Raw genomic sequence first — 24,416 nt, forward strand, 5'->3', positions numbered from 1 at the left:
TATGCAAGAGCGATATTCAAGGCAAGTGTTGTTTTCTAGAATTGGTGAAATGGGACAAAGGAAAATAAGAAAGAAACATGTGCTCTTAATTGGTGCAGGTGCACTAGGGGCTGCGAATGCAGAAGCACTCGCTAGGATGGGAATTGGGAAATTGACAATTGCCGATCGTGACTATGTCGAATGGAGTAATTTACAACGGCAACAGTTATATACAGAAGAAGATGCAAAACAATGCAAACCAAAAGCAATTGCAGCGGCACAACATGTAAGAAAGATTAATTCTGAAGTGGAAATTGTACCAGTTGTAATGGATGTCACAATGCAAGAAATAGAAGAGTTAACAAAAGAAGTGGATCTCATTATAGATGCCACTGACAACTTCGATACGCGCCTACTTATAAATGATATTTCACAAAAAGAAAATATACCTTGGATATACGGTGGATGCGTTGGAAGTTACGGTGTAACGTATACAATTCTTCCAGGAAAAACACCATGTTTTCGCTGCTTAATGGATCATCCGATGGGCGGTGCAACATGTGATACAGCGGGAATTATTCAGCCAGCTGTACAGATGGTTGTTGCTCACCAAGTGACAGAAGCAATGAAAATATTGGTGGGTGATTTCGATGCGCTACGAGGAACAATGTTATCATTTGATATTTGGAACAATCAATTTCTCTCATTAAAAGTAAATAAGCAGAAAAAAAGTACATGTCCATCTTGCGGAAATACACGTACGTATCCAAGTTTAACATTTGATGCACAGATGAAAACGGAAGTGCTATGTGGACGGAATACGGTTCAAATCCGTCTAGGGATAAAACGCGTTCTTCATTTAGAGGAAGTTCAAAAACGATTACAAAAAAGTGTACATGTCCAAAAAACACCTTACTTACTATCATTTGTAATTGATGAATATCGTTTCGTTTTATTTACAGACGGTAGGGCATTTATTCATGGGACAAATGATGTGAAAATAGCAAAACGATTATACGCCAAGTATATAGGATGAACAGAAAAATCGTTTTTTCCTTATTAAAACGAGGTGAAAAAGAATGTTAGATAAACGTATACCAATTCCAGTAGCAGAAGCAGTTGCTCGTGTAATGAAATATGCCTACCAAGGTGAAATGGAAAAGGTTTCTCTTATAGAAAGCTACGGTAGAACGCTTGGAAAAGATGTTATTGCAGATCATGATGTCCCGCATTTTGATCGCTCTCCGTACGACGGGTTTGCGATTCGAGCAGAAGATACGAAAGAAGCAAGTAGTAGTAACCCTATTCAGTTTGAAGTGATTGGTGAAATTGGAGCAGGGGTTGTTTTTACAGAAGAAGTGAAAGCATTTCAAGCTGTCCGTATTATGACAGGAGCCGCAATTCCGAGAGGGTGTAATGCGGTTGTTATGTTAGAACTAACGGAAGGATTTGAAGAAAACGAAAAGATTTATATGGTATTAAAACGCTCTTTCTCTTCTGGCGATAACATTTCTTTTAAAGGAGAAGATGTAAACCAAAATAGCATTCTTGTGAAAAAAGGGACTGTTATTAATCCTGGAGTAGCAGCGCTTCTTGCTACGTTTGGTTATAGTTCCGTACATGTTATAAAACAGCCGGTTATTGGAATTGTAACGACAGGAAGCGAACTGCTTGAAGTACATGAACAATTAAAGCCAGGGAAGATTCGAAATAGTAACTCTTATATGATTGCTGCTCAAATTGAACGAGCCGGCGGAGTTGTACAGTATTATGGGCAATTCGCTGACGATTTAGAGACGTGTTATAACACTGTAAAAAAAGCGATGAAAGAAGTCGATATTTTAATTACAACTGGTGGCGTTTCAGTAGGGGACTATGATTATTTACCGGCTATTTATGAGAAATTACAAGCAAATGTACTTTTCAACAAAATAGCGATGCGACCAGGAAGTGTGACAACTGTAGCTGAGGTAGAAGGAAAACTACTATTTGGTTTATCTGGTAATCCTTCAGCTTGTTATGTCGGGTGTGAATTATATGTTCGACCAGTCATTGGAACATACTTGCATAGGAAAGATCCACACGTATATCGTACAGAGGCAATTTTACAGAAAGACTTCCCGAAAGCAAATCCGTTTACTCGATTTGTAAGAGGGCGAGTAGAAATTATAGATGGTCAATTACAAGTTACACCAGTTGGCTTAGATAAATCTAGCGCAATTTCTTCACTTGCAGAAGCGAATGCATTTATCGTTCTACCAGGGGGAACGAGAGGATTTGAAGCTGGAATTACTGTTTCGGTACTGTTATTAGAATCAAACAACGGAAGTGAGTGGCCGTGGGAAGAACCACTTCGATCATACAAATAATAGAAAAATAGATTACTAACTTATACAAAGATAAGAGGTGCAAAATGATACAAACGTATTATGAAGTAATTGATACACCTATTTCAATTGAGGAAGTTACAAACAAAGTAATTCGTCGTGAGTGTGGTGCAGTTACTACTTTTATTGGTACTGTTAGAGAATTTACGAAAGGGCGTCGTACGCTACATTTAGAGTATGTAGCTTATAAGACAATGGCGGAGAAACAGCTTGAGAGAATTAGCATTGAAGTAGGAGAGAAGTGGCCGGGGACATATGTCGCTATTACACATCGCATTGGTACATTACAAATTTCTGATCTTGCTGTCGTTGTCGCTGTGTCTACACCACATCGGAAAGCGGCCTATGAGGCGAATGAATATATTATGGAGCGTATAAAACAAATTGTTCCTATTTGGAAAAAAGAGTTTTGGGAAGATGGAGAGTCGTGGATAGGTGATCAGTTAGAGAAAACAGCATATGGTAATGGCGAGCCTGGAAAGGAGATGAGAATATGATTGAAGTACTATTATTTGCACATTTGCAAGAAGGAGCAAGTAAGCCGGCTTTGTATATAGACTATGAAAATATTATGGTTGCGGAATTAAAGGAAGTCCTCACTAAGAAATACAACATAGCAATTTCAAACGAGATTATGGTCGCGATAAATGAAGAATACGCAAATGAGGATGACATCATCCAAATTGGTGATGTCGTAGCAATGATTCCGCCAGTAAGTGGTGGTTGATTCTTTTCAGCCTAATGATGTTAGGACGTGATTGGGCTGGAGAGAATGAATTTAACTATGCATACATAGGAGGGAACAGGATGAAAAGTCCTAATTTTCAATTAAGTTTACAAACTTCTAATCTAATTATCGGTTTTATGGTATGGGTCATTTTATCATCATTAATGCCTTATATTAAAGCGGATATTCCATTAACTGCGGGACAAATTTCTATGGTCACAGCAGTACCTGTTATTTTAGGCTCTGTTCTTCGCATTCCAATTGGTTATTGGACAAATCGTTTCGGAGCAAGAAAATTATTCTATATTAGTTTTATTCTATTATTATTTCCTGTCTTTTATATTAGTGTTGCTAATTCTATGATGGATTTAATTATTGGTGGATTATTTGTAGGAATTGGTGGAGCTGTATTCTCTGTAGGAGTAACCTCTTTACCAAAATACTTTCCGAAAGAGAGTCACGGTTTTGTAAATGGTATTTACGGTGTCGGTAACGCCGGAACAGCAATTACTTCGTTTTTAGCACCTGTCATTGCAACTTCAGTTGGCTGGAGAACGACAGTACAATGTTATTTAGTTTTACTTGCAGCGTTTGCACTTATGAACTTTTTATTAGGTGATCGTAAAGAGAAAAAAGTGAGTACACCACTAATGGAACAAATAAAAGGTGTATATAAAAATGAGAAACTTTGGTTTTTATGTATCTTTTACTTTTTAACTTTCGGATCATTTGTCGCATTTACCGTATACTTACCAAACTTTTTAGTATCTCATTTCGGATTAGAGAAAGTAGATGCTGGTATGCGGACAGCCGGATTCATCGTACTCGCAACAATTATGCGTCCGATTGGTGGGTGGCTCGGTGATAAGTTTAATCCATTTAAAATATTAATCTTCGTATTTATCGGTTTAACACTATCAGGTATTATTTTATCATTTATGCCTAGTATGAACGTGTATACATTTGGTTGCTTACTAGTCGCATTTTGTGCAGGGATTGGTAATGGTACAATCTTCAAACTCGTTCCAATGTATTTCTCAGAACAAGCTGGTATTGTAAATGGTCTCGTATCAGCTTTAGGTGGACTAGGAGGATTCTTCCCACCGCTAATTTTAACATTACTATTCCAATTAACAGGTCATTATGCAATTGGATTTATGGCGCTATCAGAAGTCGCACTTGCTTGTTTAATCATTACAGTATGGATGTATAGCCAAGAGAAATTGTTAGTGATGTTAAAGAATCATTAATAAGGAAAAAGAACCATCCCAAAGTATATTGGGATGGTTCTTTTAGTAATAGGCTTCAACATGTTTTTATTGCTATCTCAACAAACGCTCGTTTTCTAAAAGAATGTGCTTTTAAAATGAAAAACAGAAGGTTTATGGAATTTTATTTTAAAATATAGAAGTCAAAAGTTATTCAATTAAAGGGTAGATTAGTGAAGGAAATCTTAAATATATTCTAAAGATCGAACTCATTTTTAGAATGCAAATATTTAATTGAATCGGGATGTTTAGATGAAAAAAATATAAGTCCACTCAAGATAAACAAGTATCAGGTGTGTTAGGTGGTTTAAGCGACAAGTATGGGATTGATGTAAGTATTGTTCGCATAGTAACTGCAGTATCAGATTTTTTTAGGGCCAAATTTTTTGGTAAGGCTAACGGATATTGTGAAAAAAGTACTACACTAAAGAATACAGTTTAGTTCGATAAGATAAAATTATGAATTTGTATAAATAATCCATAATTTTCTTTATGAGTTATATTTGATATGTTAAAGAAAAGAGAGGGAAATGAAATAAGAATTTTTGATGAGCATTTTCATATTATCGATTTCAGTTTTCTGATTATTGAGAACTAAGGGTGTTTTCCGATGAATGAAATGTGTCCACATTTAGTAAAGCGTTTAATCCAACTAAAATATATTTAGAATGAGGTTTTAAATGTTTGTATTTATTATATTAGACGTAATATTACCGATATTAATATTGATGCTAATTGGTGCAATTTTACAAATAAAGTTCCAATTTAACTTAAAGCAGCTTTCTACACTTATTACTTATTGCTTAATGCCAGCGGCGGTATTTGTGAATATATATGATATTCGTATAGAAACAGGTTTGTTACTCCAGATAATATACTATTTAATGCTTTATAGTCTCAGTCTGATCATAGTAAGTCATTTCATTTCAAAAACATTAAAGTTAGAAAAAGGAGAAAGTGCAGCTCTAAAAAATAGCATTTCGTTAATGAATTCTGGTAATTATGGGTTACCAGTAAGTCAATTGATTTTCAGTCACAATCCAGTGGGGGTTTCCATTCAAATTTTTATTGTGATTTTCCAGAATCTTTTAACTTATTCATATGGGATATATAACTTACTATCAGCAACAAAAACAATCGGAGGTATTATTCAATCATTTCTAAGACTGCCTGTATTTCATGCGCTCGTATTAGGGGTTCTCTTTCAATCTTTTAAAATTCAAATACCTAATTCTATCTTGCTACCTCTTAATCAGCTTGCGAATGGTTTTGTTGCAATAGCACTCATATTGCTAGGGGCACAATTATCTAACATTAAACTTAATTTTTTCCATCGAGTCATAACATGGGCTTTAATTGGAAGGTTACTGATGGGACCATTATTAGCACTTGTCATAATATACATACTAAACATCGATGGTATTGTTGCACAATCATTATTTATTGCAAGTTCTTTTCCTACTTCAAGAAATACATCAACCATTGCTATGGAATATCAAATAGAGCCTGAATTACATGCACAAATCGTTTTATTTTCAACACTTTTCAGCATTATTACAGTAACTGTCGTTATTTATTTGTCATATATTTTGTTTTGAATATACGTGTTAAAACGAATAGGTTTGAGGCGGTAAATGATGGCGGAAATCCCATAGATATGAGAAGAAAACAGTCTATGATATATTGGGTATCGTTTACAATTGTACCATGTCTGATAATCAAGTAGCTTAATTCAAAAAAAGGAAACTCCTTGCGGGTGATTTCGTATGAAAATCTTTAAAGCATCTACATATAGACTTGCGAAAAAAGATACAATTTCGCTTATAATTGACGTTACATGAGCTTAGTTTGATAGCGGTGGGGTGGGAGTGTCAAGTAAGAATTTTTTCTTTATTGATTTTATGCGGTTTTTTCGCAAAATTGTAACTAAGGGGGATTCCAAGTTGAGTAAACAGAATATCAGCACAACAGTTTCAGGAGATATAATTGTTACCCATCTAGTTGGCAATATAAAAACAGATGATGTGTATGAATGGTTTAATGGTTTTGAGCAGGTTTGTCAGCAATTCATTTCTGAAGGGCGGAAATACAAATTGTTGGTGGATAGAAAAGGATACACGCCAAATCATTTTTCTGTTCAAAAAGTATGGAAAGAGAAGTTCTTCAATGAAATCATTTTGAATCACAGTAAGGCAATTGCATTTCTCCTTGAAGAGGGGGAGATAATGGATTATTTACAACAATCTAATACGAAAGAATCTGTGAGATTTTTTGATGATTATGAACAAGCGCTAATTTGGTTGAATGAATATCCAATATAAAACCTGTATTGAAGCAGTTGCTCTCAAGCAACTGCTTTTTTGTCCGTAATTGTTGCCGTTATTTTTCTTCACAGATTCTTGTCCAATTGTTTGTCTGATCCTAACAAACGAAACTAAAGCAAAAAGAACAAACGCCTCTAAAAAACGTTTGTTCACAGTTAATTCCTATTTTAGCTAAGTGATAGATTACATTTTATGAGTACGAGAAAGTCTTTTTATAAGTTTAGGAAGGACAGAAGTTAATTCCTGTTTCATACGCTTCGTAAACGATGGGGCCTTACCTGAAGTCGAAATAGTGACAACATATTCATCATTTCGAATGACACCAGGTGTGTGAAACGATGATGCTGTACCATCACTTACAACGTTAACCCACTGGAAATCATGAGCGGCCTGTTTGACCATCATATTTACAGCATGTTGATTTGTAGCTGCATAAATTAGATGAGCATCTTTAATATCATCATTACTAAAAGTTTTTTGCTTCCAAGTAATATAAGAAAGTTCCTTCATTTCCTCGCAAATTTCTGGGCTGACAACAGTGACGAAAGCGCCTGTATCTTTTAATCCAGACGCTTTTCGATATGCAATTTTACCTCCACCAATGATAATGACAACTTTATTTTGTAGATTAAACATAAGAGGGTACATGTTATACATATATGCATTCCTCCATTCGTTCTAATAATGTTAGTTTCATATATGTATCAAACTGAAGACAGTTACAGGGCGTAACATGATTATATTTTTTTGTATGCAATTTAATTTTTTGAAGTAATAATCCGGTAAAGAGAAGGTACGGCATGACATATACATGGGACGCAGTCGATGTTATAGCCTTGAGCTCAGCAGCAAAAGAGGGAGTTCCTTTCGTTAAAAAGGAACAGGATACTGGCATACCAAGTTTTCGTTCGACAGCTGCTCCGATTTGTTGTAATTCATGTATCGGTTGTGGATCACTACTGCCTCGCCCTACGAGTAAAATACTACTATTTTGCATTGGTATAGCTTCACGTATTCTTTTCACTACAAGTTCCACCATATGTGGATGTGTACTAAAAGGAGGTACAACTGAAAATGTTATTTGTGGATATTTCTTTTGTAGTTGTTCTATTTCAAAAGGAATATCACGTTTATAGTGAGCTGCTGCAAATAATAAAACAGGTACAATCATTATTTCAGTTACTCCCTCTATTATCGTTTCTGTAACTGCATCCGAAATAGTAGGTGTCGTTAGTTCTAGAAAAGCTATTTTTTGAATTCTTTCGTTTCGCTCTTTCATAACAGATTGAATAAATTGAATGAATTGTTCATTACCTTCTTGTAGCTGGCTCCCATGTCCAACATATACAATTCCTTTCATTGTCTCACCATGTCTTTCTTCATAAGAGTTTCTTGTAATTGATGATCTACGTTATGAAACCCAACTTTATTTGCATAGTGTAAAGTTGGAACGTCGGTATACGAGAATGGGAGAGTAAGAATATTGATAAAGCCAAGGCGTTTTATTTCTGCTAGAAACGTATCAATAGAAGCACGACCTTCAAATACAATGCTATCCCATGAGAATTCAGAAAGAATACGTGAATGAATTTCATCGAAGCGATGATCAATTGTGTACTCATGAGTCATCATATAGGAACCAGCACCAATTTTTTCTTGAATAACAGCAATTCGGTTAATGTTTCGTCCTAAATAAATCGTTGAATTCGAAGAAAATTGCGCAGGTTTACTGAACAATCCATATTGCATGAGCTTTTCTTGAATAGAAAGGTTCATATACTGAAGTTCTGCCTGTAAGGAACGAATATCTTTATGATATTTACTGCATGATTGCATTAAGATGTCTACACTGTCAGCGGAACAAAATACAAGACGATCAACGTTAAAAATCTTATTGATTTGTTCAGAGGTTAATGTGTATTCTTTCTTTTTGAAAGTTGGAATTTGATATATTTCTGCACCGGACTCTTGTAACTTTTGCTTTATTGCGCTTTTTTTATTTGTTGCAGCTGCAAATAAAACTTTCTTGCCGTGCAATGGTTTACGTTCTTTCCAAGAGATTTGATTCCGCAAAGTAACAACATCACCAACAATTGTCATAGAAGGATTAGAAATATTTTCGTTTTTGACAATAGAAACAATGGTAGACAGTGTCCCTGTGACAACGCGCTGTTTACCAGTTGTACCCCATTCAATGACTGCTACTGGCGTATCTTCTTTTTTTCCTGCTTGTAGTAAGTTGTTACAAATTATAGGTAAGTTTTTTATACCCATGTAGTAGGCAATCGTGTCGCTATTGTGAGATGAATTATATTTTCCATGATCGGTTAAGGGACCTTTTGCATGTCCGGTTAATAAAGTGACACTATTACTGTAGTCACGGTGAGTGAGGGGAATACCTGCATAGCTACTAGCGGCGATGCTAGATGTAATGCCTGGTACAATTTCATATGGAATATTTGCTGCTGCTAAAGTTTCTGCTTCTTCACCAACACGGCCAAAAATAGATGGATCTCCGCCTTTTAATCGGACAACAATTTTGCCCTCTTTCGCAAATTGAAGAAGGTGTGCGTTAATTATTTCTTGACGCATAATATGATTCTTTGGCATTTTTCCGCAATACATAAGTTCACATGTTTGTTTTGTATAGCTAAGAAAGAAAGGGTTTAGTAAACGGTCATATAAAACAATATCTGCACGTTTTAAACACTCTATCGCTTTTTTTGTAATAAGCCCTTCATCACCTGGTCCTGCACCAACTAAATATACATATCCGTTCATAATTGCACCTCATCAATTTTTATTTAAAAGGAAGCCAGAGGAGGCTTCCTTTCGAAAATTACATGTATAAATAAATGTCACCGTCAATAACTTCTACTTCGTATGTTTGAATACAGCCGTCATCAGGTTTTTGAACTTCACCTGTTAGTAGTGAGATTTTCCAATCATGCAGTGGACAAAAGACGAATTCTCCAGACACAATCCCTTCTGCTAACGGTCCGTTTTTATGAGGACAACGATTTTCTACAGCTCGAATATCGCCATTTGAAAGGCGGAATAGGGCGATAGACATACCTTTCATTTGCACTTCTTTACCGATTTGAATAGCAAGATCTTCCGCACGCATAACTTTTATTTTTTCTTTCGTTTGTATCATTTAGATCACAGCTCCTTATTTCACAGTTTCTACTTCATACATCGCTTTTAATGATTTCGTTTCTAGTGCTTGTCCCCATGCTTCCGTATATGTTCTACGAGCTGTTTGGAAACGTTCATTTAACGTAGTAACCATACTTGCATCTTGTAGTATTTCTTTTATATGATCGAAGCCTAAACGTTCTGTCCAGTAGGCGGTACGCTCTCCGTAAATACCAGTTTCACGATAATATTGCATGTAAGCTGCAGCGATGCGAAGGACATCATCTTCAGTAGGGACAATCATTACAAAATCAGCTTCACGTACTTCTGTACCACCATTTCCGCCAATATAAAGTTGATATCCATTTTCGACACAAACAACGCCAAAATCTTTCGTCAGTACTTCCGCACAGTTACGCGGACAACCGGTTACACCCATTTTCATTTTATGAGGTGTATCTACCATTTCTAATGATTGTTCAAGCAACATACCAAGTCCTAATGAATCTTTCGTACCGAAACGGCAAAAACGAGAGCCAACACATGATTTTACATTACGAAGAGACTTTGAATACGCATATCCAGAAGTCATATTTAAGTCAGCCCATACGTTAGGTAAATCTTGTTTCTTGACACCGTATAAGCCAATTCGGCTTGCACCGGTAATTTTCACAAGTGGAACATCATACTTTTTCGCAACTTCAGCAATTTTCATTAAATCATCAGCTGTTGTAACGCCTCCGTACATACGTGGAATAACAGAGAATGTACCATCGTGCTGGATGTTACCATTCATTCTTTCATTAACGAAACGGGACGATTTATCATCTTCATATTCTTCTGGAATCGCCATACGTAAATAGTAGTTTAAAGCAGGGCGGCATTTCGAACAGCCGTCTTCATGTGCAAAACCAAGAACATTTCGTACTTCTTTTGGAGATTTTAAGCCTTTCTCGTGAATGGCCGCTACGACTTCATCACGGGATAAAGGTGTACATCCACACATACCGGCAGATTGCGCTGAGGCATCAAAAGCATCTCCAAGTGTATGAGATAAAACTTGTTCCACAAGTGGACGACATTTACCACAAGAACCTGCGGCTTTCGTACAGCCTTTAACTTCTTCAAAAGTCGTTAACTCTTGTTCTAAAATGGCGTGAACGATTGTTCCTTTCGTAACACCATTACATCCGCAAATTGTGTCATTCGCACTCATAGTAGCAACGTCAAGTTCACATTCTTCACCAGCTTTGTGAAGAAGAGAAGCGGCTGTATATTCTTGTATATCTTCTTCTTTCTTTAACATGCTAAAGAGGCGTGTACCGTCAGCTGTATCACCGTATAAAACGATACCGACGACTTTATTATCACGAATTAATACTTTTTTATAGGAACGTTTACATTCATTAAAGATGGATATTGCTTTCGTTTGATCATCTTCATAAATTTGGCCAGCAGAGAATAAATCACAACCAGCAACTTTTAATTGTGTACCGACGATACTGCCCGAATATCCATCAGTTTGTAAATTTGTTATATGTTTTGCTAATATCGCACCTTGTTCATAAAGAGGAGCAACAAGTCCATATGCGATACCGTCATGCTCTGCACATTCTCCAACTGCATAAATGGACTCATCATTTGTTAGCATATAGTCATTGACTACAATACCGCGATTTACAATTAGACCAGCATCTTTTGCTATTTGCGTATTTGGGCGTATTCCGACAGCCATTACGATTAAATCACAATCTACAACTTCACCGTCTTCAAATTGAATGCCCTCAACATGGTCTGTACCAAGAATTTTTACAGTTTTCTTTTCCATTAAAAACTTCATGCCTTGTGCTTCTAAATCTTCACGCAGAAGAGCAGCTGCTTTCGTATCTAGTTGTTGCTCCATTAAGCTAGGCATTAAATGAACAACATGTACGTCCATTCCTAAATCAATTAGACCTCGTGCTGCTTCTAAACCGAGTAAACCGCCACCAATAACAACGGCCTTTTTCTTTTCTTTAGCGGTATCTATCATAAATTGTGTATCTTCAATAGTTCGAAATCCTGTTACACCAGAAAGTGCGGAACCTTCAACAGGTAAAATAAAAGCACTAGAACCTGTTGCGATAATGAGCTTGTCGTATGTAAGAGTACGCTTCTTTTCTGTAATAATAATTTTTTCTTCTCGGTTAATACTTTGAACTCTTTCATTCGTATACAAAGTTATTTCGTTTTCTTCATACCAACTGTATTCATTCATAATGATATCTTGCATATTTGTTTTGCCTTGTAAAACATGAGAGAGCATAATACGGTTGTAGTTTGGATGCGGTTCATCTCCAAAAATAGTAATCTCATATGAATCACTATCATGTTTTAAGATTTCTTCCATACAGCGAATGCCAGCCATACCATTTCCGATCATAACTAAACGTTTTTTCATTTTCGTTTCCCCTTTTTATGTGAAATGTTGAACAAAGGATTATATTTTTATTATAGAAAATCAAATAAGGGGGAGATGTGATATTTATCACATTTTTATAATGATTCACAAATTGTTAAAATTCGGATTTATTCGAGAGGGATGTGTATAGTCTTTACCAAATGAAAGAGCAGGACATAAGTATGTATACTCATGTCCTGCTCTTTATTTATGCTCTCGTAATGGCACATGGAAATAAAATATTATTTTCTAAATGAATGTGCTCAAATAAATCAGACTCTAGCGCTTCAAGACGTTGGTAAACAAGTCGATAAGTACCGCAAGCACCTTCTGGAGGAGTAAAGTCATTTGTCACTTTACGAAGTTCTTTTATAATATTTCCAGCATGATTGTGCTCATTTTCTAGTTCATTTACTACTTTACGTAACTTAGTATAGTTTTCATTAGTTGGATTTTGTTCAAATTCTAAAATTAATGGAAAATCTTCCATTTCTTCTTTAATTAAATGCTGTTCTAATTCCATTTTAAGTTCATGAAATAGCTTATGAATTTGAGCTAAATGAGGCTGACTTGCCCCATGAACACGTAATACTTTTGTCACATATGGACTTAACTGTGGTAATTCTTCATTTAAATAGCGGTGATGCTTATTTATAACATAATCAATCAATTCACGATAAGAAGCATTTTTCCAATCAATTTTCGATTCATTTAATCGTTTCGTATTATGATAAAGCGTATTTAACTCTGTAAGCACTTCAGTAGCTGATAAATTTCTTTCATGAATTGCATCAATAAGTGGCTTATTACCGCCACAACAAAAATCTATTCTATATGATTTAAAAAGATCACTAGCTTTCGGAAATTGTGTAACAATCTCACCAACAATTGAAGTTTCAGTAAATGTATGTTCCATATGAATGCCTCCATAAAGTTTTAATGTAATATCTGAATTAAAAATAGCGATAAATGAAAAACAATGTGGTGATTGAAATCACTTATAATGTGTCAATTTTGAGGATAATAAGATGAGTTTTATAAAAGGAAGAGGGGGAGGGGGAATTCGTCATAATAGTTTCTGATAATAAAAAAGAAGCTTACTAGAAGCTTCTTTTTTACTACTATTTTTCACATGCAACTCCATCGCCATCACGATCAAGATGTGAGTCATAACCTGGTTGTCCTTTATATAGAGGAGCTTTCCCGGCAGCTCTAACTGCGGCACAATTTTTGTAATATGCACTACTAGTATTTCCTGAAGCAGGTTGTGTTTGAGCTTGCTGTGCTTTTTGCTCTTCTTGTTGTTTACGAGCTTGTTCATCAGCCTGACGTTTTTGCTCTTCTTGTTGTTTACGAGCTTGTTCATCAGCCTGACGTTTTTGCTCTTCTTGTTGTTTACGAGCTTGTTCATCAGCCTGACGTTTTTCATCCTCTTGCTTACGAGCTTGTTCATCAGCCTGACGTTTTTCATCCTCTTGCTTACGAGCTTGTTCTTCGGCTAGACGCTTCTCATCTTCTTGCTTTTGAGTTTTTTCGTCCGCCTCTTTCTTTTCTAGCTCTTTTTTCTGTTCGCTATCTTTTGGCTCTTCATTATTAGAGGCAACTTTTGTACTAGTTGCTGTCGTTTTTTCAGAAGAAGGATCTGAAATACCTGATAGCGCAACAAAAATGACAAATAATACGGCTGTAATAATAAATTGTTTTTTCGCTACACCTGTTTTCTTAATAACAGATAAGATTGCTAGAACAAGGAAGAATATAAATAGAATGAAACTTAAAGTAGAAAAAAACTCGACGACGGGGTGTTCCGATTTTGTTGTACCGGCCGTTATTAATATAATAGAAATCATAAAAAGAATAACGGTAGGACGTCCATATTGTTTTGCTTTTCCATTTTTCTTAAAGAGTGAAATGATACATAAGATTAAAAGAATAAAAGCAATAAAAAATAAAGCTGCACCAATATTACTTGAAATCGACATTTTCATACCTCCATTTGTAAGATTCTTCTTATTGATTATATAGGAATTTATTGGATATTACACGTTTTGTATAAATTTAGAAAATTAATATTTTTAATAGACTTATAAACATTTATTTTATATATAAGGAAAAATGGATATATTTCCTATTACTTTTTGAAAGAGATTTCATAAATTATAGTATATCGATTGAAAGGAGGAGATTTGAATGGAATTTCAATTGTTGGTAACTTGTATATTACAAGAAGGTAATGCTTACTTTTTAGTAACGAAGGTAGATGATGTTATTACGTTAAAAGTACCGATTACTGCGGGAGTAGCAGGTTTATTTTTAGCTTTAGGTGTACCAAGATGTTCTTAATTTAAATCTCTATAGTAGAAGGGGAAGGGACATGCCTTCCTTTTCTACTATTACATAATATAATTATGTAAACTTAAATATCATATTTGTGATAGCACGTTTGAAATGGACATGCATATACTATAATGTTTCATTGGATGTTAGCGGTGAAAGGTAGTTTTAATAAGTGCATCCAGTGATGTTGTTAAGCTATGAAAATAAAAGAGGTGCTATTATATATGAAAAGAAAAACATTGGATATTCCAGTTATATTGCGAAGAGAGTGGTTTTTAATAGAGTTAGCTCATTTAACGAAAAAATATGGAATTGAAATTGCAACTAGCAAAATGGATGCTGCACCGTTTTTAAGAGATCAAGTTACGGAGTCAAAGATAGGGGAAGGGCTACAATATGATAAATATGATGATGAATATATAATTGAAAATTAAAGGGTAACAACAAAATTAAATTAATTTATAACAAAGTATAAAATAAAGCAGATTCTAAATATAGAATCTGCTTTATTATGAAATACTTGTAGTCAACTAACCTCTTTCTAGTGTTTTTCCTACATATTTCTCTTGCGTTATTCCAAAAGATTCACGAAGAATGCGAGCATAATCTTTAGATTCTATTGGTCGTTTATTTTTAGTGCCTTTAAAGGTTTCTGTATAATTTTTATTTGTTAATGATATGTGACCATAAGTAGTTAATTTACAAGTGATAGCCCCTTTATTAAAAGGAGATTCTTTATGCTCTACAATCACTTTTTGAATGTTATTCACTTTTTTCTCATCTATTGGATCTACAGTGAAAGCATAGCCTATTTTCCATTCGTTTGAAGGTTCAGATTGTAAGAAACTTGTAGATTCCCCGTTAGCTCCTTTTCTCATTTCTAAAATATGCGTACCTTTTCGAGTATTTCGCTTACGAATTCGATATTCTCCTGTTTGAGAGGAGATGACTTCTCCGTTAAAAGAGACTGGATGTAAAGGGAGATGAGATGCAAAACCTGCATCCACAACATAATCTTTATCCTCATGACTTAATATGATAATGACATGACCATCATCGGGTTTCCATTTATTATCGTACAGATCATAAACAGTACCGGCTACTTTGTATACTTGAAACCCACAATCAATTAAAAAATAATACAATAAGGAGTTTAATTCATAACAAAGTCCACCTCGTTTTTGAATAAGTAACTTTTCTATTAAGTTATCTTTTGAGATATTTTTAATAGTACCAGCCATAATATCAAGATTTTCATAGGGGAGAATCATTCCCATTTTTAAGAGAATTTCATCTAAATCATCAAATGTTATTTCTTTTGCAGGAATTTTTAAGCGTTTAAAAAACTCCTTTTGTAAATTGGTCATCATAAAGTATTCTCCTTTCTTTTTACAGAATTTTCTTCTGCTCACCGATAGGTTAGTACTTCTAAAAAGTTAATTCAAGTGCGCGGAAATTATCATAATATATGTTTCTGGAAATGTGATTTTCTATTCTGAAATTTCAGTTTAATTTTTAATCGTAGGAAAGTCTTATAATATAAGCTCCTTTAAAATTAGTTTGTATTTAATGAAAAGAAAGTACATATCTTTATTATATTTTTAAATAACTAACTAGTAATAAAATGTTTTTTCACTAAAATTTTTTCAAGATTTGTATGCTTTATATAAACAATATTGATTTAAAAAATATCTGGATGTAGCTAAGTAAACAATTATTGAGAAACTTTTTTGTCGTATTCTATCAAAAGGAAGAGGTAGAAACAAAGAGAATAACGAGAGTTAAGAAAGAGGGTATACAACTAGTAACCTTCTAAAAATAGGGCTAACATCTTTTTAAAATAAAAGATTAGCTATTATTAAGGAAGGGAAAATATAAAATATTATAAAGAACACCTTCTTTCAAAAAAATAGGGGGAGTAATATGCGACTGATGAGAAGATGTGTGGCCTTACTAATTGTATTTTTTATCATGGCTCCAACGATTAGCACAAATGTACAGGCAGAAGTTGTAAAAGAGCTTGGAAAGGGGTTTCCTGATACAGAAGTATTCACACCTGGAGAATGGTTTTTAGGCCAAAAACCTGCTAATTATGATGAGAATAAACCGCCAATTCTCTTTGTACAAGGAAGAAATGGTAATGCTGATAGTTGGTATGGAAAGACAGTATATCATGATATAAATGATATGTATGATTATGCTTTAAAAGCAGGCTATCAAACAGTGTTTATACAATTGTATGATGCAGCGGGGAAAGGTTCGGCTAGTCAGTGGGATAACGGAAAATTGTTGGCACAAAAACTTGAAGAAATATATAATCATTTCGGTAAGAAAGTTAATATTGTAGCGCATAGTAAAGGTGGAATTGATACACAAGCTGCATTAGTTGAATATGGTGCGAATCGATTTGTTGGAAATGTTATTACACTTGCTACACCGCATCATGGCTCAAATTTAGCAGATTTGTCATATAGTTGGTGGGCAGGGTGGCTTGCTTCTATATTAGGTCAAAAAGATGATGGTACGTATTCGTTACAAATAGGTGAAATGGCAAAGTTTCGTTCAATAATAGATAACAACCCAGCAGCTAAATTAAACCGTTACTATACGGCTACTGGGACTAGCTGGGGACCAACATTTTCTGCATTATCTATGGGCGGGTTATATTTATCATCGTACGGTTCAAATGATGGACTAGTAAATGAATGGAGTGCGAAGCTATCGTACGGTACACATTTATTTACAGATTCCAGATTTGATCATGACAATATAAGAAAAGGATCAGCTGTTTTTGCACGAATTGAACCATATTTACGTACGACAAATGTGGGGTTACCAGCTTTAGTAGCATCCAGCACTAGTTCAAATGAAAATCTAGAACAATTAAATACAACTTCAAATCAAAATATTTTAGGAGGCGAATTACCACAAAATCAGTGGATAGAGCAAAGTATTTCTGTTGATAAAAAGGCTGAAGGAATAGTTTCTGTACTAACTGCTTCTTCTGATGTAGAAGTACAAATGGTATCTCCAAAAGGAGAAATCTATGCAAACAAAGATAGCGCTATAACTACTGGTGAAGGCGAATCTTTCTTTAATGGGGCGACAATTAGAACATTTAAGTTTGATAAATTGGAAGTAGGCGAATGGAAAATCAAAATGATGGCGAAGCAGTCGAAAGATGCATATTTAGTTGTAAGCGATTACAATAATAGCGCGCCATTTGTTCTTCAAATGCCTACAAAAGTTAAAGTAAATAAACCTGAGTATAAACTGAAAAAATCACCAGTGGCACCTGAAATGAAAGGGGATCTTTCCATAACAGTAAGAGTCGTTAATAAAGAAGGTAAGTTAGTCTCTGAATTTAATGAATTACAAAATGTTAATACGAATACATTTACAGGTGCTTTGAAAGATATAAAACAACCGGGAGTATATAACGTTACGATGGATATAAAAGGGATGAATAAAGAAGGAAAACCATATAATCGTACGATTGTTAAGTCGGTTTATGTAGAGAAATAAGGAAGAATAAATAAGCATAATATAAAAGTGCAGAAATCTTGTGTTAGAAAGAATTCTGCACTTTTTTTGCGTGATGAAAGATAATAAAAGTCGAAGAAAACTGTTATTCAATAAAAAAAGATGCTGAAATAGCATCTGAATGTAAAGAAATAATATTAACTTAGTTTTGTAACTGTTAATTCAACTGAATTTATACCATTGTCACAAGTTACAATACTTTGACGATTAAAGCCACTATTATTTCTAAGTTGAAGAGTTGAATTAGCTGGCACTGTAACAATCGTTTCGCCAATGAGTTGAAGACATTCGTTATTTGATGAAGTATTCATTTGAATAGCGAAGTCACCTTGACTATTAGCAAGTGGATTGTTATTTAAAAATATAGTTATGACTGGGATATGTGGAAATACAGGATTTAAAGTAGTATTAATACTGGAAATGAACGAAACTCTATAATCACCAGCTTGTCTAAATTGTATAGTAGTAGGGTTTAGTAAGGAAACGCCTCCTGCTAAAGGTCCAACGTGATTAAATGGAAAAGGATCGCCAAAAGGAACAGTTATAAATTCAGTTTGCCAAAAAGTTCCGTATGCAGGACAGCTTCGTTTATGTGAATGGTCACATGAACATTTTTTATTTGAACTGGAAGAAGATTTGCATGAGCATTTTTTATACGAGTTTGAAGAATGATAGTATGAACCCAATATATTACCTCCTATTCTTAATAAATTTAAACCACATAGTAGTTTATGAAGATGAATCAAAATTGGCGTGTATGCTTGTACTATAAAAGGAGATAGATGTGGAATATAAAGTGGTCAAATGATGAAATGTAGTATTTGGGTATTACCTGTAACACCTTTTGAAGATGATAAGGTTCATAATTTGATAGAAAAATAAATGGAATTTCTAAATAGATTGAAGTAACGAGGAAACGTTTATCCCGCTATTTTTCGAGCAGTAAGACTCCCATCTCAAAATTCAGCGAAAGCAAAGAAGTTAGGTGGGGGATGAATTAAACCCCCACTCATTAAAATTTCAATTTACTATATTTATTTAGTCTGACAAAACAGCAATATTATCTTTAGCTGTATGGATGTTATCATTTGGTGAAGTTATGACATTTAACTGTATGTATATTAGGTTATTCAGTTTATTTTTTTATTTGCGTAGCTGAGCAGGAAGAAGTCAGAAAATATAGAATAATGTACATATGAAGCATCGTTTGTTTTTGGTGTGAATAGTAATTAAAGATACGCTAAAATATTTAAAATTGTAACGAAAGAGAGATTAAATAATAGAGGGAGCAACTTACATGGAAAATATATTAAAGGTATCTTCAAAATCAAGCCCAAATTCAGTCGCGGGTGCAATAGCGGGTGTACTAAGAACAAGTGGTAATGTGGAAATTCAAGCGATTGGGGCTGGAGCTATAAATCAAGCGATTAAAGCAATTGCGATTGCAAGAGGGTTCGTCGCTCCAAGTGGTATTGACTTAGCCTTCGTACCAGCATTTCAAGAGATTTCTATCAATAATGAAGAAAGAACAGCGATTAAATTAATTGTAGGTCCTAGAAAGAAAAGGTCTTAGTAGAAGAGAGTGTTACTATAAGGGGAAAAGACCAATAGACTTCCCATGTTAGATACGTTATTTTATGTAACCGATCCTTGGGTGTGGACACGGCATTATGCCGGACGCATGTCTGTTAATTTCTCCTTAAATTTAGCGTGTGTTCTAGATACTTAAAAATGCCAAATCCTTTGTGATATAAGGGATTTGGTATTTTTGATGTTTTTAAAAATAAACAACCCTAAAACTGCTCATTTAGAAGATTTAGTTTTAGTAGCGGCCATTGAACGTTTTTATGATAGTTTACCTGATAAATAGAAGAGTTTACCAATGAAAAGTAACTGGGGGATTCAAAAAATGAATCAAACTATTTTAGAGAAAGTCCTAAAGATTTAGCTATTTCTCTTTCTTTAGAGGCGAGTGAGTTGTTGGAGAATTTTCAGTGGAAAAGCAGTGAGGAAGCTGTAGAAACAAAAAAAGAAGACATGAAAGATGAGTTGGCAGATCAATTGGATATTGACTTAGAAGAGATTATTATAAACAAAATAGAAAAAATAATAAAAAATATCCAGTAGAGAAATCTCGAGACTCTAAAAAGAAATATAATGAAATTTAAAAAAGGTGGAATTAAATATGTTATATCTTTTTACTGCAAGTAATGATAGTGCTATAAAAAATTTGGAAGCTACTATTGAAAAAACATATCCTATTTCTACATGTTTAGCAGATTTAGATGCCGATACAGTAACTAAACTTAAAGATAATGAATTACATGAGAATGTATGTATGTGGGGAGCAACTCCTGGTTCTTCAAATGTTGATAGATGGGAAAAGTTAAAAGAGGGTGACGGGATTTTAGCATATTCTAAAGGGGAATTTAAGTTTTTCGGGACAATTTTTGCTAAGACTCATAACCCAGATGTGGCTAGAAAAATTTAGAAAACAAACGATAATGATGAAACTTGGGAATACATCTATTTTATTAAGGACCTAAAACCTGTAAACATTAAAGCAATCGAATTCGCAGCTTTCTTTGGCTACAAATTGAACCATACACCACAAGGATTTACTAATATTGATTCGGATTTTAGTAAAGTAAAGATTGCAGAAGAAGAGAAATCGGAAAATCGAAAAAAAACTAAAATGGAATCTGGTAGGGAAGTATGGCCTCGTGATCCGAAAAAAGCTAAACAAGCTATTAAACAGGCAGAATTTAAATGTGAAATAGATGACACACATGAAACATTTGTATCGGAAGCCAGCCGAAAAAATTATATGGAGGCCCATCATCTAATACCGTTAAGAATGCAACATGATTTTGAAAATAGTTTAGATGTTGTTGGAAGTATAGTTAGTATATGTCCGAACTGTCATAGGTTGATTCATTATGGAAGAGACAAAGATAAGAAAAAAGTTTTAGAACTTCTCTTTGAATAAAGAAAAGATTCTTTGAAGAAGTTCGGTATTGAGGTATTTCTCAAAGAGCTATTTGGATACTATGGAATTCTAAAATAAGAATATTCATAGCTATAGGGAAGGTAGAATGTTTCATACTTAAACATAGGTATTATTGTGATGGAAATTTAAATTTCGTCTTTTGAAAGTATCAATAATTTGTATTATTTTTATAGGGTTATATATTTTTCTTTTGCTCTGCTGTATAGCAGAGCTCTTTTTTTGTCGTACAAAAGCCACTTCAGTCCTGTCGGGCGGCTTCTTTTAATTTATATTCACCAATTCATCAAACTTAAACTTAGTATTCAAACCAAAAGCATCTGTACAATATATAGTTTTCGTCATCGGTTCAATATGTAATACATTTATGTACATGTCTTGCACCATTCCATCACGATAGTATGAGATATGTATTTCTTCTTCCTCGTGAAAAGATTGCATTAACGCTCTTTCTATTCGTTCCATAGTATCTTGTGTTAAAAAAGGTTTAGGTACTTTATATTGTTCCTCAAACATTCTATGTATTTCCTCGTATTGCTCCGGTATTGAAGCAAACGGATTCCATTTCACCATACCTCTTCCACGTACTACAGGAAAGCCGTTATATTCCATGATGTAATACCTCACTTTTGTTTTTTTAACTCCACTACAAACAAACGTGTGTTCTTTTTTGGGTTTGAAAAGGGACCATTTTGTTAACATGAATATTCAAAAATAATTTTTTCAAGTTAGAATATTCAAAAACTTATTTATGCAAACAAGCATGTCATGATAACATTTAACAAAAGGGGGTAGAAGTAGATGAGTGTTGACATTATTTCTAAAGAAGAAATCACAAAATTATTAAACGACTGGTATCAAGCTATGATTTCACAACGTGTATTACAGTCTCAGAAAATAAAAGAAGATATTGCAAATAAAATCAATAATATTAAGGAAGACCAAACAATATTAGTCTACTACGCTTTATTGAATGCACGGTATAAACTGCTAATTCGGGATATGGATAGTACAAAAGATATTCTGGACAAAATCGAGCCTTTACCAGAGTCTACAGAAACATTTTTAGAGTACTATCATCATTTATTTAAAGCAATTTACGCTATTAATAAAGCAAACCATAGTGAAGCAAGAATGCAATTTGAAAAAGCTGAAACGTTTTTAGAGTACATGCATGATGAAATTGAAAAAGCTGAATTTAATTATTGGCTTGCAGTCCATTACTATCACGTATTAAAACCGATCCTAGCAGTTCAATTTGCTACAAAGGCGAATGAAGTATTTTCAATTAGTCCAGGGTATGAATTAAAAACTGCAGCATGCTTAAATACTTTAGGAATGGCACACATTCGACTAAATGAATTCGAAAGTGCAGAGGAATATTTACTTTCAGCACTAGGTACCTTCCAAAAATCTAATGATGAACTTCTTATTAAACGAGTTAAGCATAATTTAGGACTTTTATACGCAAGTCAAAACATGCCAGAGTTAGCAATTAAACACTTAGAGGATTCATTAGAAAATAACGCTAAAACTATGTTTCTTTTAGCAAGAGAACATTTTAAGTTAGGTTATAGTCATATCGCTAATGAATATATTGAGAATGGCTATAAGATTAGCGACTTATGTTATCGTCATCATTTCCGAATTTTAAAAGCAGTACATAACTATGTACCGCAAGAAGAATTAGAAAATGTGGTTATAGAAGGTATTTCGTATTTTGAAAAAGAAGAATTATATGATTGGTTAAAAGAATATGCTTCTCTTTTAGGTGAAATATTCTATGGTTCAGAAAATCATAGAAAAGCAAGCAAGTATTTGCACATCGCTTTAGATGCAGACAAAAAGAGCATAGAAAGAAGGGCGCTAAAATGAAAAAAGCAATCTTATTAATGATGATGTTATCCGCTGTTTTTACTTTTGGTCTTACTAATGCAAAAGACATACCACAAAACGAAGCAATTGAAGTGTTTATGGATCATGGAGAACATATTTAAAACCTAAGGAAGAGGGCGCTTATAGTGTCCTCTTTTTAATATCTATTATTTATATGATGAGGTTGCAGGTACGTCTTTTGGTTATTGTTTGATAAACGTAAGATGTTTCTAAAAATGTGTATACAAAGGTGTATTTTTGTACTGTATATGTTCACGTACTATATAAAAAAGTATGAAAATCTATAAAAATAATTATTTCAATAAAATTTGTTTTAGATATTAAAAAGTGCCAAAACCCTTGTGGTATAAGGGGTTTGGCACTTTTGTGTTTTTTATATTTTATCAAATAAACAACCCTAAAACTGCTCATTCTTCTCCCAAGATTCAACGATATAATGTGCAATCGTCGGATTGAAGCCTTTACCAACTAAAAACATAATCGCAGCAACTTCTGTTAATGCGTGTTCGTGTGATGTATGTTTTGCTTCATTTAAACCGTAATCTACCCATGGTTTTACGAAATCTAGTACAGGTTTCTTGAAAGGTAAAAATTGTGTACCGACAACTTGTTGAATTTGTTGTTGTGTTGGTTCAGTAATTGGTCCAGGTGGTAAGATTTGTGGTTGTGTAATGTCTAGTGTTGGTCCGGGCGGTAAAATTTGTGGTTGTGTTGGATCTATTGTTGGTGGTTTAGGTGGTGAGACACGTGCGTCGTAGTTTGGTTGATACATTTGTTGTTGATATTGCGGTTGTTGCGGCTGAGTTGTGTATGGGTTTTGTGGTGCTACATATGGATTTTGTGGATATTGTTGTTCTTGGTTTTGTGGTGCTACATATGGATTTTGTGGATATTGTTGTTCTTGGTTTTGTGGTGCTACATATGGATTTTGTGGATATTGTTGTTCTTGGTTTTGTGGTGCTACATATGGATTTTGTGGATATTGTTGTTCTTGGTTTTGTGGTATTACATATGGATTTTGAGGATATCGCTGTTCTTGATTTTGTGGTGCTGCATATGGATTTTGAGGATATTCATAATTTGGACGTGTGTCATATGGATTTTGTTGAAATTCAGTTTCTTGGTTTTGCGTTGTTGCATATGGGTTTTCGTCATGTTGTTGCTCTTGCTGTTGTAACTCTTGTTCTTCGTATTGTTCTGTGTATCTCTGTTCTTGTTGTTGAGGATACAATGGTTGCCTTGGATAAGGCGGTTGATTATTATAGAACATGTTTATTCCTCCTTCATGATGATGCCTACCACCTAGTGTATGGGCGGACAAGAAAATATGTGATGAAAAAATGCGGGCGTGTTACAATAAGTAACTGGGT

The 24,416-nt window shown here is 34.2% G+C and carries 26 protein-coding genes and 2 pseudogenes; 17 read left to right on the forward strand and 11 right to left on the reverse strand.

Annotated features, from left to right (window positions below; translation table 11 throughout):
* Position 1 precedes the first annotated feature (1 nt).
* The 8 genes and pseudogenes from DN399_RS10215 to DN399_RS10250 all read left to right on the forward strand — a co-directional run bounded on the left by DN399_RS10215 (position 2) and on the right by DN399_RS10250 (position 6,682).
* Entirely contained in the window at positions 2-1,015 is a 1,014-nt protein-coding gene (locus DN399_RS10215; RefSeq protein ID WP_001158159.1) for a molybdopterin-synthase adenylyltransferase MoeB, read from the forward strand.
* Between the two features lie 43 nt (positions 1,016-1,058).
* Positions 1,059-2,348, forward strand: a complete 1,290-nt coding sequence (locus DN399_RS10220) for a molybdopterin molybdotransferase MoeA (RefSeq protein ID WP_000884822.1) — start codon at positions 1,059-1,061, stop codon at positions 2,346-2,348.
* Positions 2,349-2,392: 44 nt separating this feature from the next.
* Positions 2,393-2,863 (forward strand): molybdenum cofactor biosynthesis protein MoaE, encoded by a 471-nt coding sequence (locus tag DN399_RS10225; protein WP_006922455.1) that lies wholly within the window; start codon positions 2,393-2,395, stop codon positions 2,861-2,863.
* Entirely contained in the window at positions 2,860-3,093 is a 234-nt protein-coding gene (moaD, locus tag DN399_RS10230) for a molybdopterin converting factor subunit 1 (RefSeq protein ID WP_006922454.1), read from the forward strand. Before DN399_RS10225 ends, moaD begins: the two co-directional genes overlap by 4 nt.
* A gap of 80 nt (positions 3,094-3,173) precedes the next feature.
* Positions 3,174-4,343 (forward strand): nitrate transporter NarK, encoded by a 1,170-nt coding sequence (gene narK, locus DN399_RS10235; protein WP_006922453.1) that lies wholly within the window; start codon positions 3,174-3,176, stop codon positions 4,341-4,343.
* Between the two features lie 274 nt (positions 4,344-4,617).
* Positions 4,618-4,746, forward strand: a pseudogene (locus tag DN399_RS28350) (PspC domain-containing protein); the annotation flags it as partial.
* 295 nt (positions 4,747-5,041) lie between these two features.
* Complete coding sequence (locus DN399_RS10245) at positions 5,042-5,959, forward strand: AEC family transporter (RefSeq protein ID WP_149149531.1); 918 nt, start codon at positions 5,042-5,044, stop codon at positions 5,957-5,959.
* A 303-nt stretch (positions 5,960-6,262) separates the two neighbouring features.
* Complete coding sequence (locus DN399_RS10250; protein ID WP_080120259.1) at positions 6,263-6,682, forward strand: STAS/SEC14 domain-containing protein; 420 nt, start codon at positions 6,263-6,265, stop codon at positions 6,680-6,682.
* 186 nt (positions 6,683-6,868) lie between these two features.
* Here DN399_RS10250 and DN399_RS10260 read toward each other — a convergent pair whose 3' ends face one another.
* From DN399_RS10260 to DN399_RS10290, 7 genes are all read right to left on the reverse strand, one after another.
* On the reverse strand, positions 6,869-7,342 hold the full coding sequence (locus tag DN399_RS10260) for a precorrin-2 dehydrogenase (RefSeq protein WP_139849470.1): 474 nt from the start codon (positions 7,340-7,342) through the stop codon (positions 6,869-6,871).
* The gene (locus tag DN399_RS10265) at positions 7,335-8,045 is read right to left on the reverse strand and encodes a sirohydrochlorin chelatase (RefSeq protein WP_149149533.1); all 711 of its coding nucleotides are present in this window, start codon (positions 8,043-8,045) and stop codon (positions 7,335-7,337) included. Before DN399_RS10265 ends, DN399_RS10260 begins: the two co-directional genes overlap by 8 nt.
* Entirely contained in the window at positions 8,042-9,466 is a 1,425-nt protein-coding gene (locus DN399_RS10270; protein WP_149149534.1) for a uroporphyrin-III C-methyltransferase, read from the reverse strand. Before DN399_RS10270 ends, DN399_RS10265 begins: the two co-directional genes overlap by 4 nt.
* Before the next feature lie 58 nt (positions 9,467-9,524).
* Positions 9,525-9,842 (reverse strand): nitrite reductase small subunit NirD, encoded by a 318-nt coding sequence (gene nirD / locus DN399_RS10275; protein ID WP_000616677.1) that lies wholly within the window; start codon positions 9,840-9,842, stop codon positions 9,525-9,527.
* Between the two features lie 15 nt (positions 9,843-9,857).
* Positions 9,858-12,263: an NADPH-nitrite reductase large subunit gene (gene nirB, locus DN399_RS10280; RefSeq protein ID WP_006922444.1), complete on the reverse strand. Its 2,406-nt coding sequence runs from the start codon at positions 12,261-12,263 to the stop codon at positions 9,858-9,860.
* Between the two features lie 208 nt (positions 12,264-12,471).
* On the reverse strand, positions 12,472-13,179 hold the full coding sequence (gene ric / locus DN399_RS10285) for an iron-sulfur cluster repair di-iron protein (protein ID WP_149149535.1): 708 nt from the start codon (positions 13,177-13,179) through the stop codon (positions 12,472-12,474).
* A 205-nt stretch (positions 13,180-13,384) separates the two neighbouring features.
* Positions 13,385-14,245, reverse strand: a complete 861-nt coding sequence (locus DN399_RS10290; protein ID WP_149149536.1) for an excalibur calcium-binding domain-containing protein — start codon at positions 14,243-14,245, stop codon at positions 13,385-13,387.
* A 208-nt stretch (positions 14,246-14,453) separates the two neighbouring features.
* On the opposite strand from DN399_RS10290, the gene exsG reads away from it, so the two are divergent.
* Positions 14,454-14,606: an exosporium protein ExsG gene (gene exsG, locus DN399_RS10295; RefSeq protein ID WP_000395679.1), complete on the forward strand. Its 153-nt coding sequence runs from the start codon at positions 14,454-14,456 to the stop codon at positions 14,604-14,606.
* A 218-nt stretch (positions 14,607-14,824) separates the two neighbouring features.
* On the forward strand, positions 14,825-15,034 hold the full coding sequence (locus tag DN399_RS10300) for a hypothetical protein (RefSeq protein WP_140159249.1): 210 nt from the start codon (positions 14,825-14,827) through the stop codon (positions 15,032-15,034).
* A 96-nt stretch (positions 15,035-15,130) separates the two neighbouring features.
* Here DN399_RS10300 and DN399_RS10305 read toward each other — a convergent pair whose 3' ends face one another.
* A complete protein-coding gene (locus tag DN399_RS10305) occupies positions 15,131-15,970 on the reverse strand; it encodes an arylamine N-acetyltransferase family protein (protein WP_086389027.1) in 840 nt (279 codons plus the stop codon).
* A gap of 553 nt (positions 15,971-16,523) precedes the next feature.
* Between DN399_RS10305 and DN399_RS10310 the strand changes: the two genes are divergently transcribed.
* Positions 16,524-18,125 carry an esterase/lipase family protein gene (locus tag DN399_RS10310; RefSeq protein WP_048567931.1) on the forward strand — a complete coding sequence of 534 codons (1,602 nt, stop codon included), beginning with the start codon at positions 16,524-16,526 and terminating at the stop codon, positions 18,123-18,125.
* A 155-nt stretch (positions 18,126-18,280) separates the two neighbouring features.
* On the opposite strand, the gene DN399_RS10315 is transcribed toward DN399_RS10310, so the two are convergent.
* Positions 18,281-18,829 (reverse strand): hypothetical protein, encoded by a 549-nt coding sequence (locus DN399_RS10315; RefSeq protein WP_016122400.1) that lies wholly within the window; start codon positions 18,827-18,829, stop codon positions 18,281-18,283.
* Positions 18,830-19,440: 611 nt separating this feature from the next.
* On the opposite strand from DN399_RS10315, the gene DN399_RS10320 reads away from it, so the two are divergent.
* The 4 genes and pseudogenes from DN399_RS10320 to DN399_RS10335 all read left to right on the forward strand — a co-directional run bounded on the left by DN399_RS10320 (position 19,441) and on the right by DN399_RS10335 (position 21,132).
* A complete protein-coding gene (locus tag DN399_RS10320; RefSeq protein ID WP_000427801.1) occupies positions 19,441-19,716 on the forward strand; it encodes a stage V sporulation protein S in 276 nt (91 codons plus the stop codon).
* A gap of 320 nt (positions 19,717-20,036) precedes the next feature.
* A pseudogene (locus DN399_RS10325) lies at positions 20,037-20,311 on the forward strand (MazG-like family protein).
* 17 nt (positions 20,312-20,328) lie between these two features.
* Positions 20,329-20,634, forward strand: coding sequence for a hypothetical protein (locus DN399_RS10330; RefSeq protein WP_000966113.1), 306 nt, complete (start codon positions 20,329-20,331; stop codon positions 20,632-20,634).
* A gap of 105 nt (positions 20,635-20,739) precedes the next feature.
* Positions 20,740-21,132: an HNH endonuclease gene (locus DN399_RS10335; protein WP_016122401.1), complete on the forward strand. Its 393-nt coding sequence runs from the start codon at positions 20,740-20,742 to the stop codon at positions 21,130-21,132.
* Between the two features lie 282 nt (positions 21,133-21,414).
* Here DN399_RS10335 and DN399_RS10340 read toward each other — a convergent pair whose 3' ends face one another.
* Positions 21,415-21,762, reverse strand: coding sequence for a YolD-like family protein (locus DN399_RS10340; protein ID WP_000456182.1), 348 nt, complete (start codon positions 21,760-21,762; stop codon positions 21,415-21,417).
* 189 nt (positions 21,763-21,951) lie between these two features.
* Between DN399_RS10340 and DN399_RS10345 the strand changes: the two genes are divergently transcribed.
* Both DN399_RS10345 and DN399_RS10350 read left to right on the forward strand, forming a co-directional pair.
* Positions 21,952-23,025 (forward strand): response regulator aspartate phosphatase, encoded by a 1,074-nt coding sequence (locus DN399_RS10345; RefSeq protein WP_086389029.1) that lies wholly within the window; start codon positions 21,952-21,954, stop codon positions 23,023-23,025.
* Entirely contained in the window at positions 23,022-23,147 is a 126-nt protein-coding gene (locus DN399_RS10350) for an aspartate phosphatase (protein ID WP_000709201.1), read from the forward strand. Before DN399_RS10345 ends, DN399_RS10350 begins: the two co-directional genes overlap by 4 nt.
* Positions 23,148-23,443: 296 nt before the next feature.
* On the opposite strand, the gene DN399_RS10355 is transcribed toward DN399_RS10350, so the two are convergent.
* Positions 23,444-24,316 (reverse strand): hypothetical protein, encoded by an 873-nt coding sequence (locus DN399_RS10355; RefSeq protein ID WP_149149537.1) that lies wholly within the window; start codon positions 24,314-24,316, stop codon positions 23,444-23,446.
* Between the last annotated feature and the right edge of the window lie 100 nt (positions 24,317-24,416).

It is taken from the genome of Bacillus sp. AR4-2 (assembly GCF_008274865.1).
Taxonomy (GTDB): Bacteria; Bacillota; Bacilli; order Bacillales; family Bacillaceae_G; genus Bacillus_A; species Bacillus_A cereus.

Excerpts from the sequence above, each read along its gene's own strand:
- moaD (WP_006922454.1), top strand. The coding sequence starts at position 2,860 with ATGATTGAAGTACTATTATTTGCACATTTGCAAGAAGGAGCAAGTAAG.
- DN399_RS10215 (WP_001158159.1), top strand. The coding sequence starts at position 2 with ATGCAAGAGCGATATTCAAGGCAAGTGTTGTTTTCTAGAATTGGTGAA.
- DN399_RS10355 (WP_149149537.1), bottom strand. The coding sequence starts at position 24,316 with ATGTTCTATAATAATCAACCGCCTTATCCAAGGCAACCATTGTATCCT.
- DN399_RS10340 (WP_000456182.1), bottom strand. The coding sequence starts at position 21,762 with ATGGAATATAACGGCTTTCCTGTAGTACGTGGAAGAGGTATGGTGAAA.
- ric (WP_149149535.1), bottom strand. The coding sequence starts at position 13,179 with ATGGAACATACATTTACTGAAACTTCAATTGTTGGTGAGATTGTTACA.
- DN399_RS10260 (WP_139849470.1), bottom strand. The coding sequence starts at position 7,342 with ATGTATAACATGTACCCTCTTATGTTTAATCTACAAAATAAAGTTGTC.
- DN399_RS10290 (WP_149149536.1), bottom strand. The coding sequence starts at position 14,245 with ATGTCGATTTCAAGTAATATTGGTGCAGCTTTATTTTTTATTGCTTTT.
- exsG (WP_000395679.1), top strand. The coding sequence starts at position 14,454 with ATGGAATTTCAATTGTTGGTAACTTGTATATTACAAGAAGGTAATGCT.
- DN399_RS10330 (WP_000966113.1), top strand. The coding sequence starts at position 20,329 with ATGTTATATCTTTTTACTGCAAGTAATGATAGTGCTATAAAAAATTTG.
- DN399_RS10300 (WP_140159249.1), top strand. The coding sequence starts at position 14,825 with ATGAAAAGAAAAACATTGGATATTCCAGTTATATTGCGAAGAGAGTGG.
- DN399_RS10320 (WP_000427801.1), top strand. The coding sequence starts at position 19,441 with ATGGAAAATATATTAAAGGTATCTTCAAAATCAAGCCCAAATTCAGTC.
- DN399_RS10245 (WP_149149531.1), top strand. The coding sequence starts at position 5,042 with ATGTTTGTATTTATTATATTAGACGTAATATTACCGATATTAATATTG.
- DN399_RS10350 (WP_000709201.1), top strand. The coding sequence starts at position 23,022 with ATGAAAAAAGCAATCTTATTAATGATGATGTTATCCGCTGTTTTTACT.
- DN399_RS10250 (WP_080120259.1), top strand. The coding sequence starts at position 6,263 with ATGCGGTTTTTTCGCAAAATTGTAACTAAGGGGGATTCCAAGTTGAGT.
- nirB (WP_006922444.1), bottom strand. The coding sequence starts at position 12,263 with ATGAAAAAACGTTTAGTTATGATCGGAAATGGTATGGCTGGCATTCGC.
- DN399_RS10265 (WP_149149533.1), bottom strand. The coding sequence starts at position 8,045 with ATGAAAGGAATTGTATATGTTGGACATGGGAGCCAGCTACAAGAAGGT.
- DN399_RS10310 (WP_048567931.1), top strand. The coding sequence starts at position 16,524 with ATGCGACTGATGAGAAGATGTGTGGCCTTACTAATTGTATTTTTTATC.
- nirD (WP_000616677.1), bottom strand. The coding sequence starts at position 9,842 with ATGATACAAACGAAAGAAAAAATAAAAGTTATGCGTGCGGAAGATCTT.
- DN399_RS10220 (WP_000884822.1), top strand. The coding sequence starts at position 1,059 with ATGTTAGATAAACGTATACCAATTCCAGTAGCAGAAGCAGTTGCTCGT.
- DN399_RS10345 (WP_086389029.1), top strand. The coding sequence starts at position 21,952 with ATGAGTGTTGACATTATTTCTAAAGAAGAAATCACAAAATTATTAAAC.
- DN399_RS10305 (WP_086389027.1), bottom strand. The coding sequence starts at position 15,970 with ATGATGACCAATTTACAAAAGGAGTTTTTTAAACGCTTAAAAATTCCT.
- DN399_RS10225 (WP_006922455.1), top strand. The coding sequence starts at position 2,393 with ATGATACAAACGTATTATGAAGTAATTGATACACCTATTTCAATTGAG.
- narK (WP_006922453.1), top strand. The coding sequence starts at position 3,174 with ATGAAAAGTCCTAATTTTCAATTAAGTTTACAAACTTCTAATCTAATT.
- DN399_RS10270 (WP_149149534.1), bottom strand. The coding sequence starts at position 9,466 with ATGAACGGATATGTATATTTAGTTGGTGCAGGACCAGGTGATGAAGGG.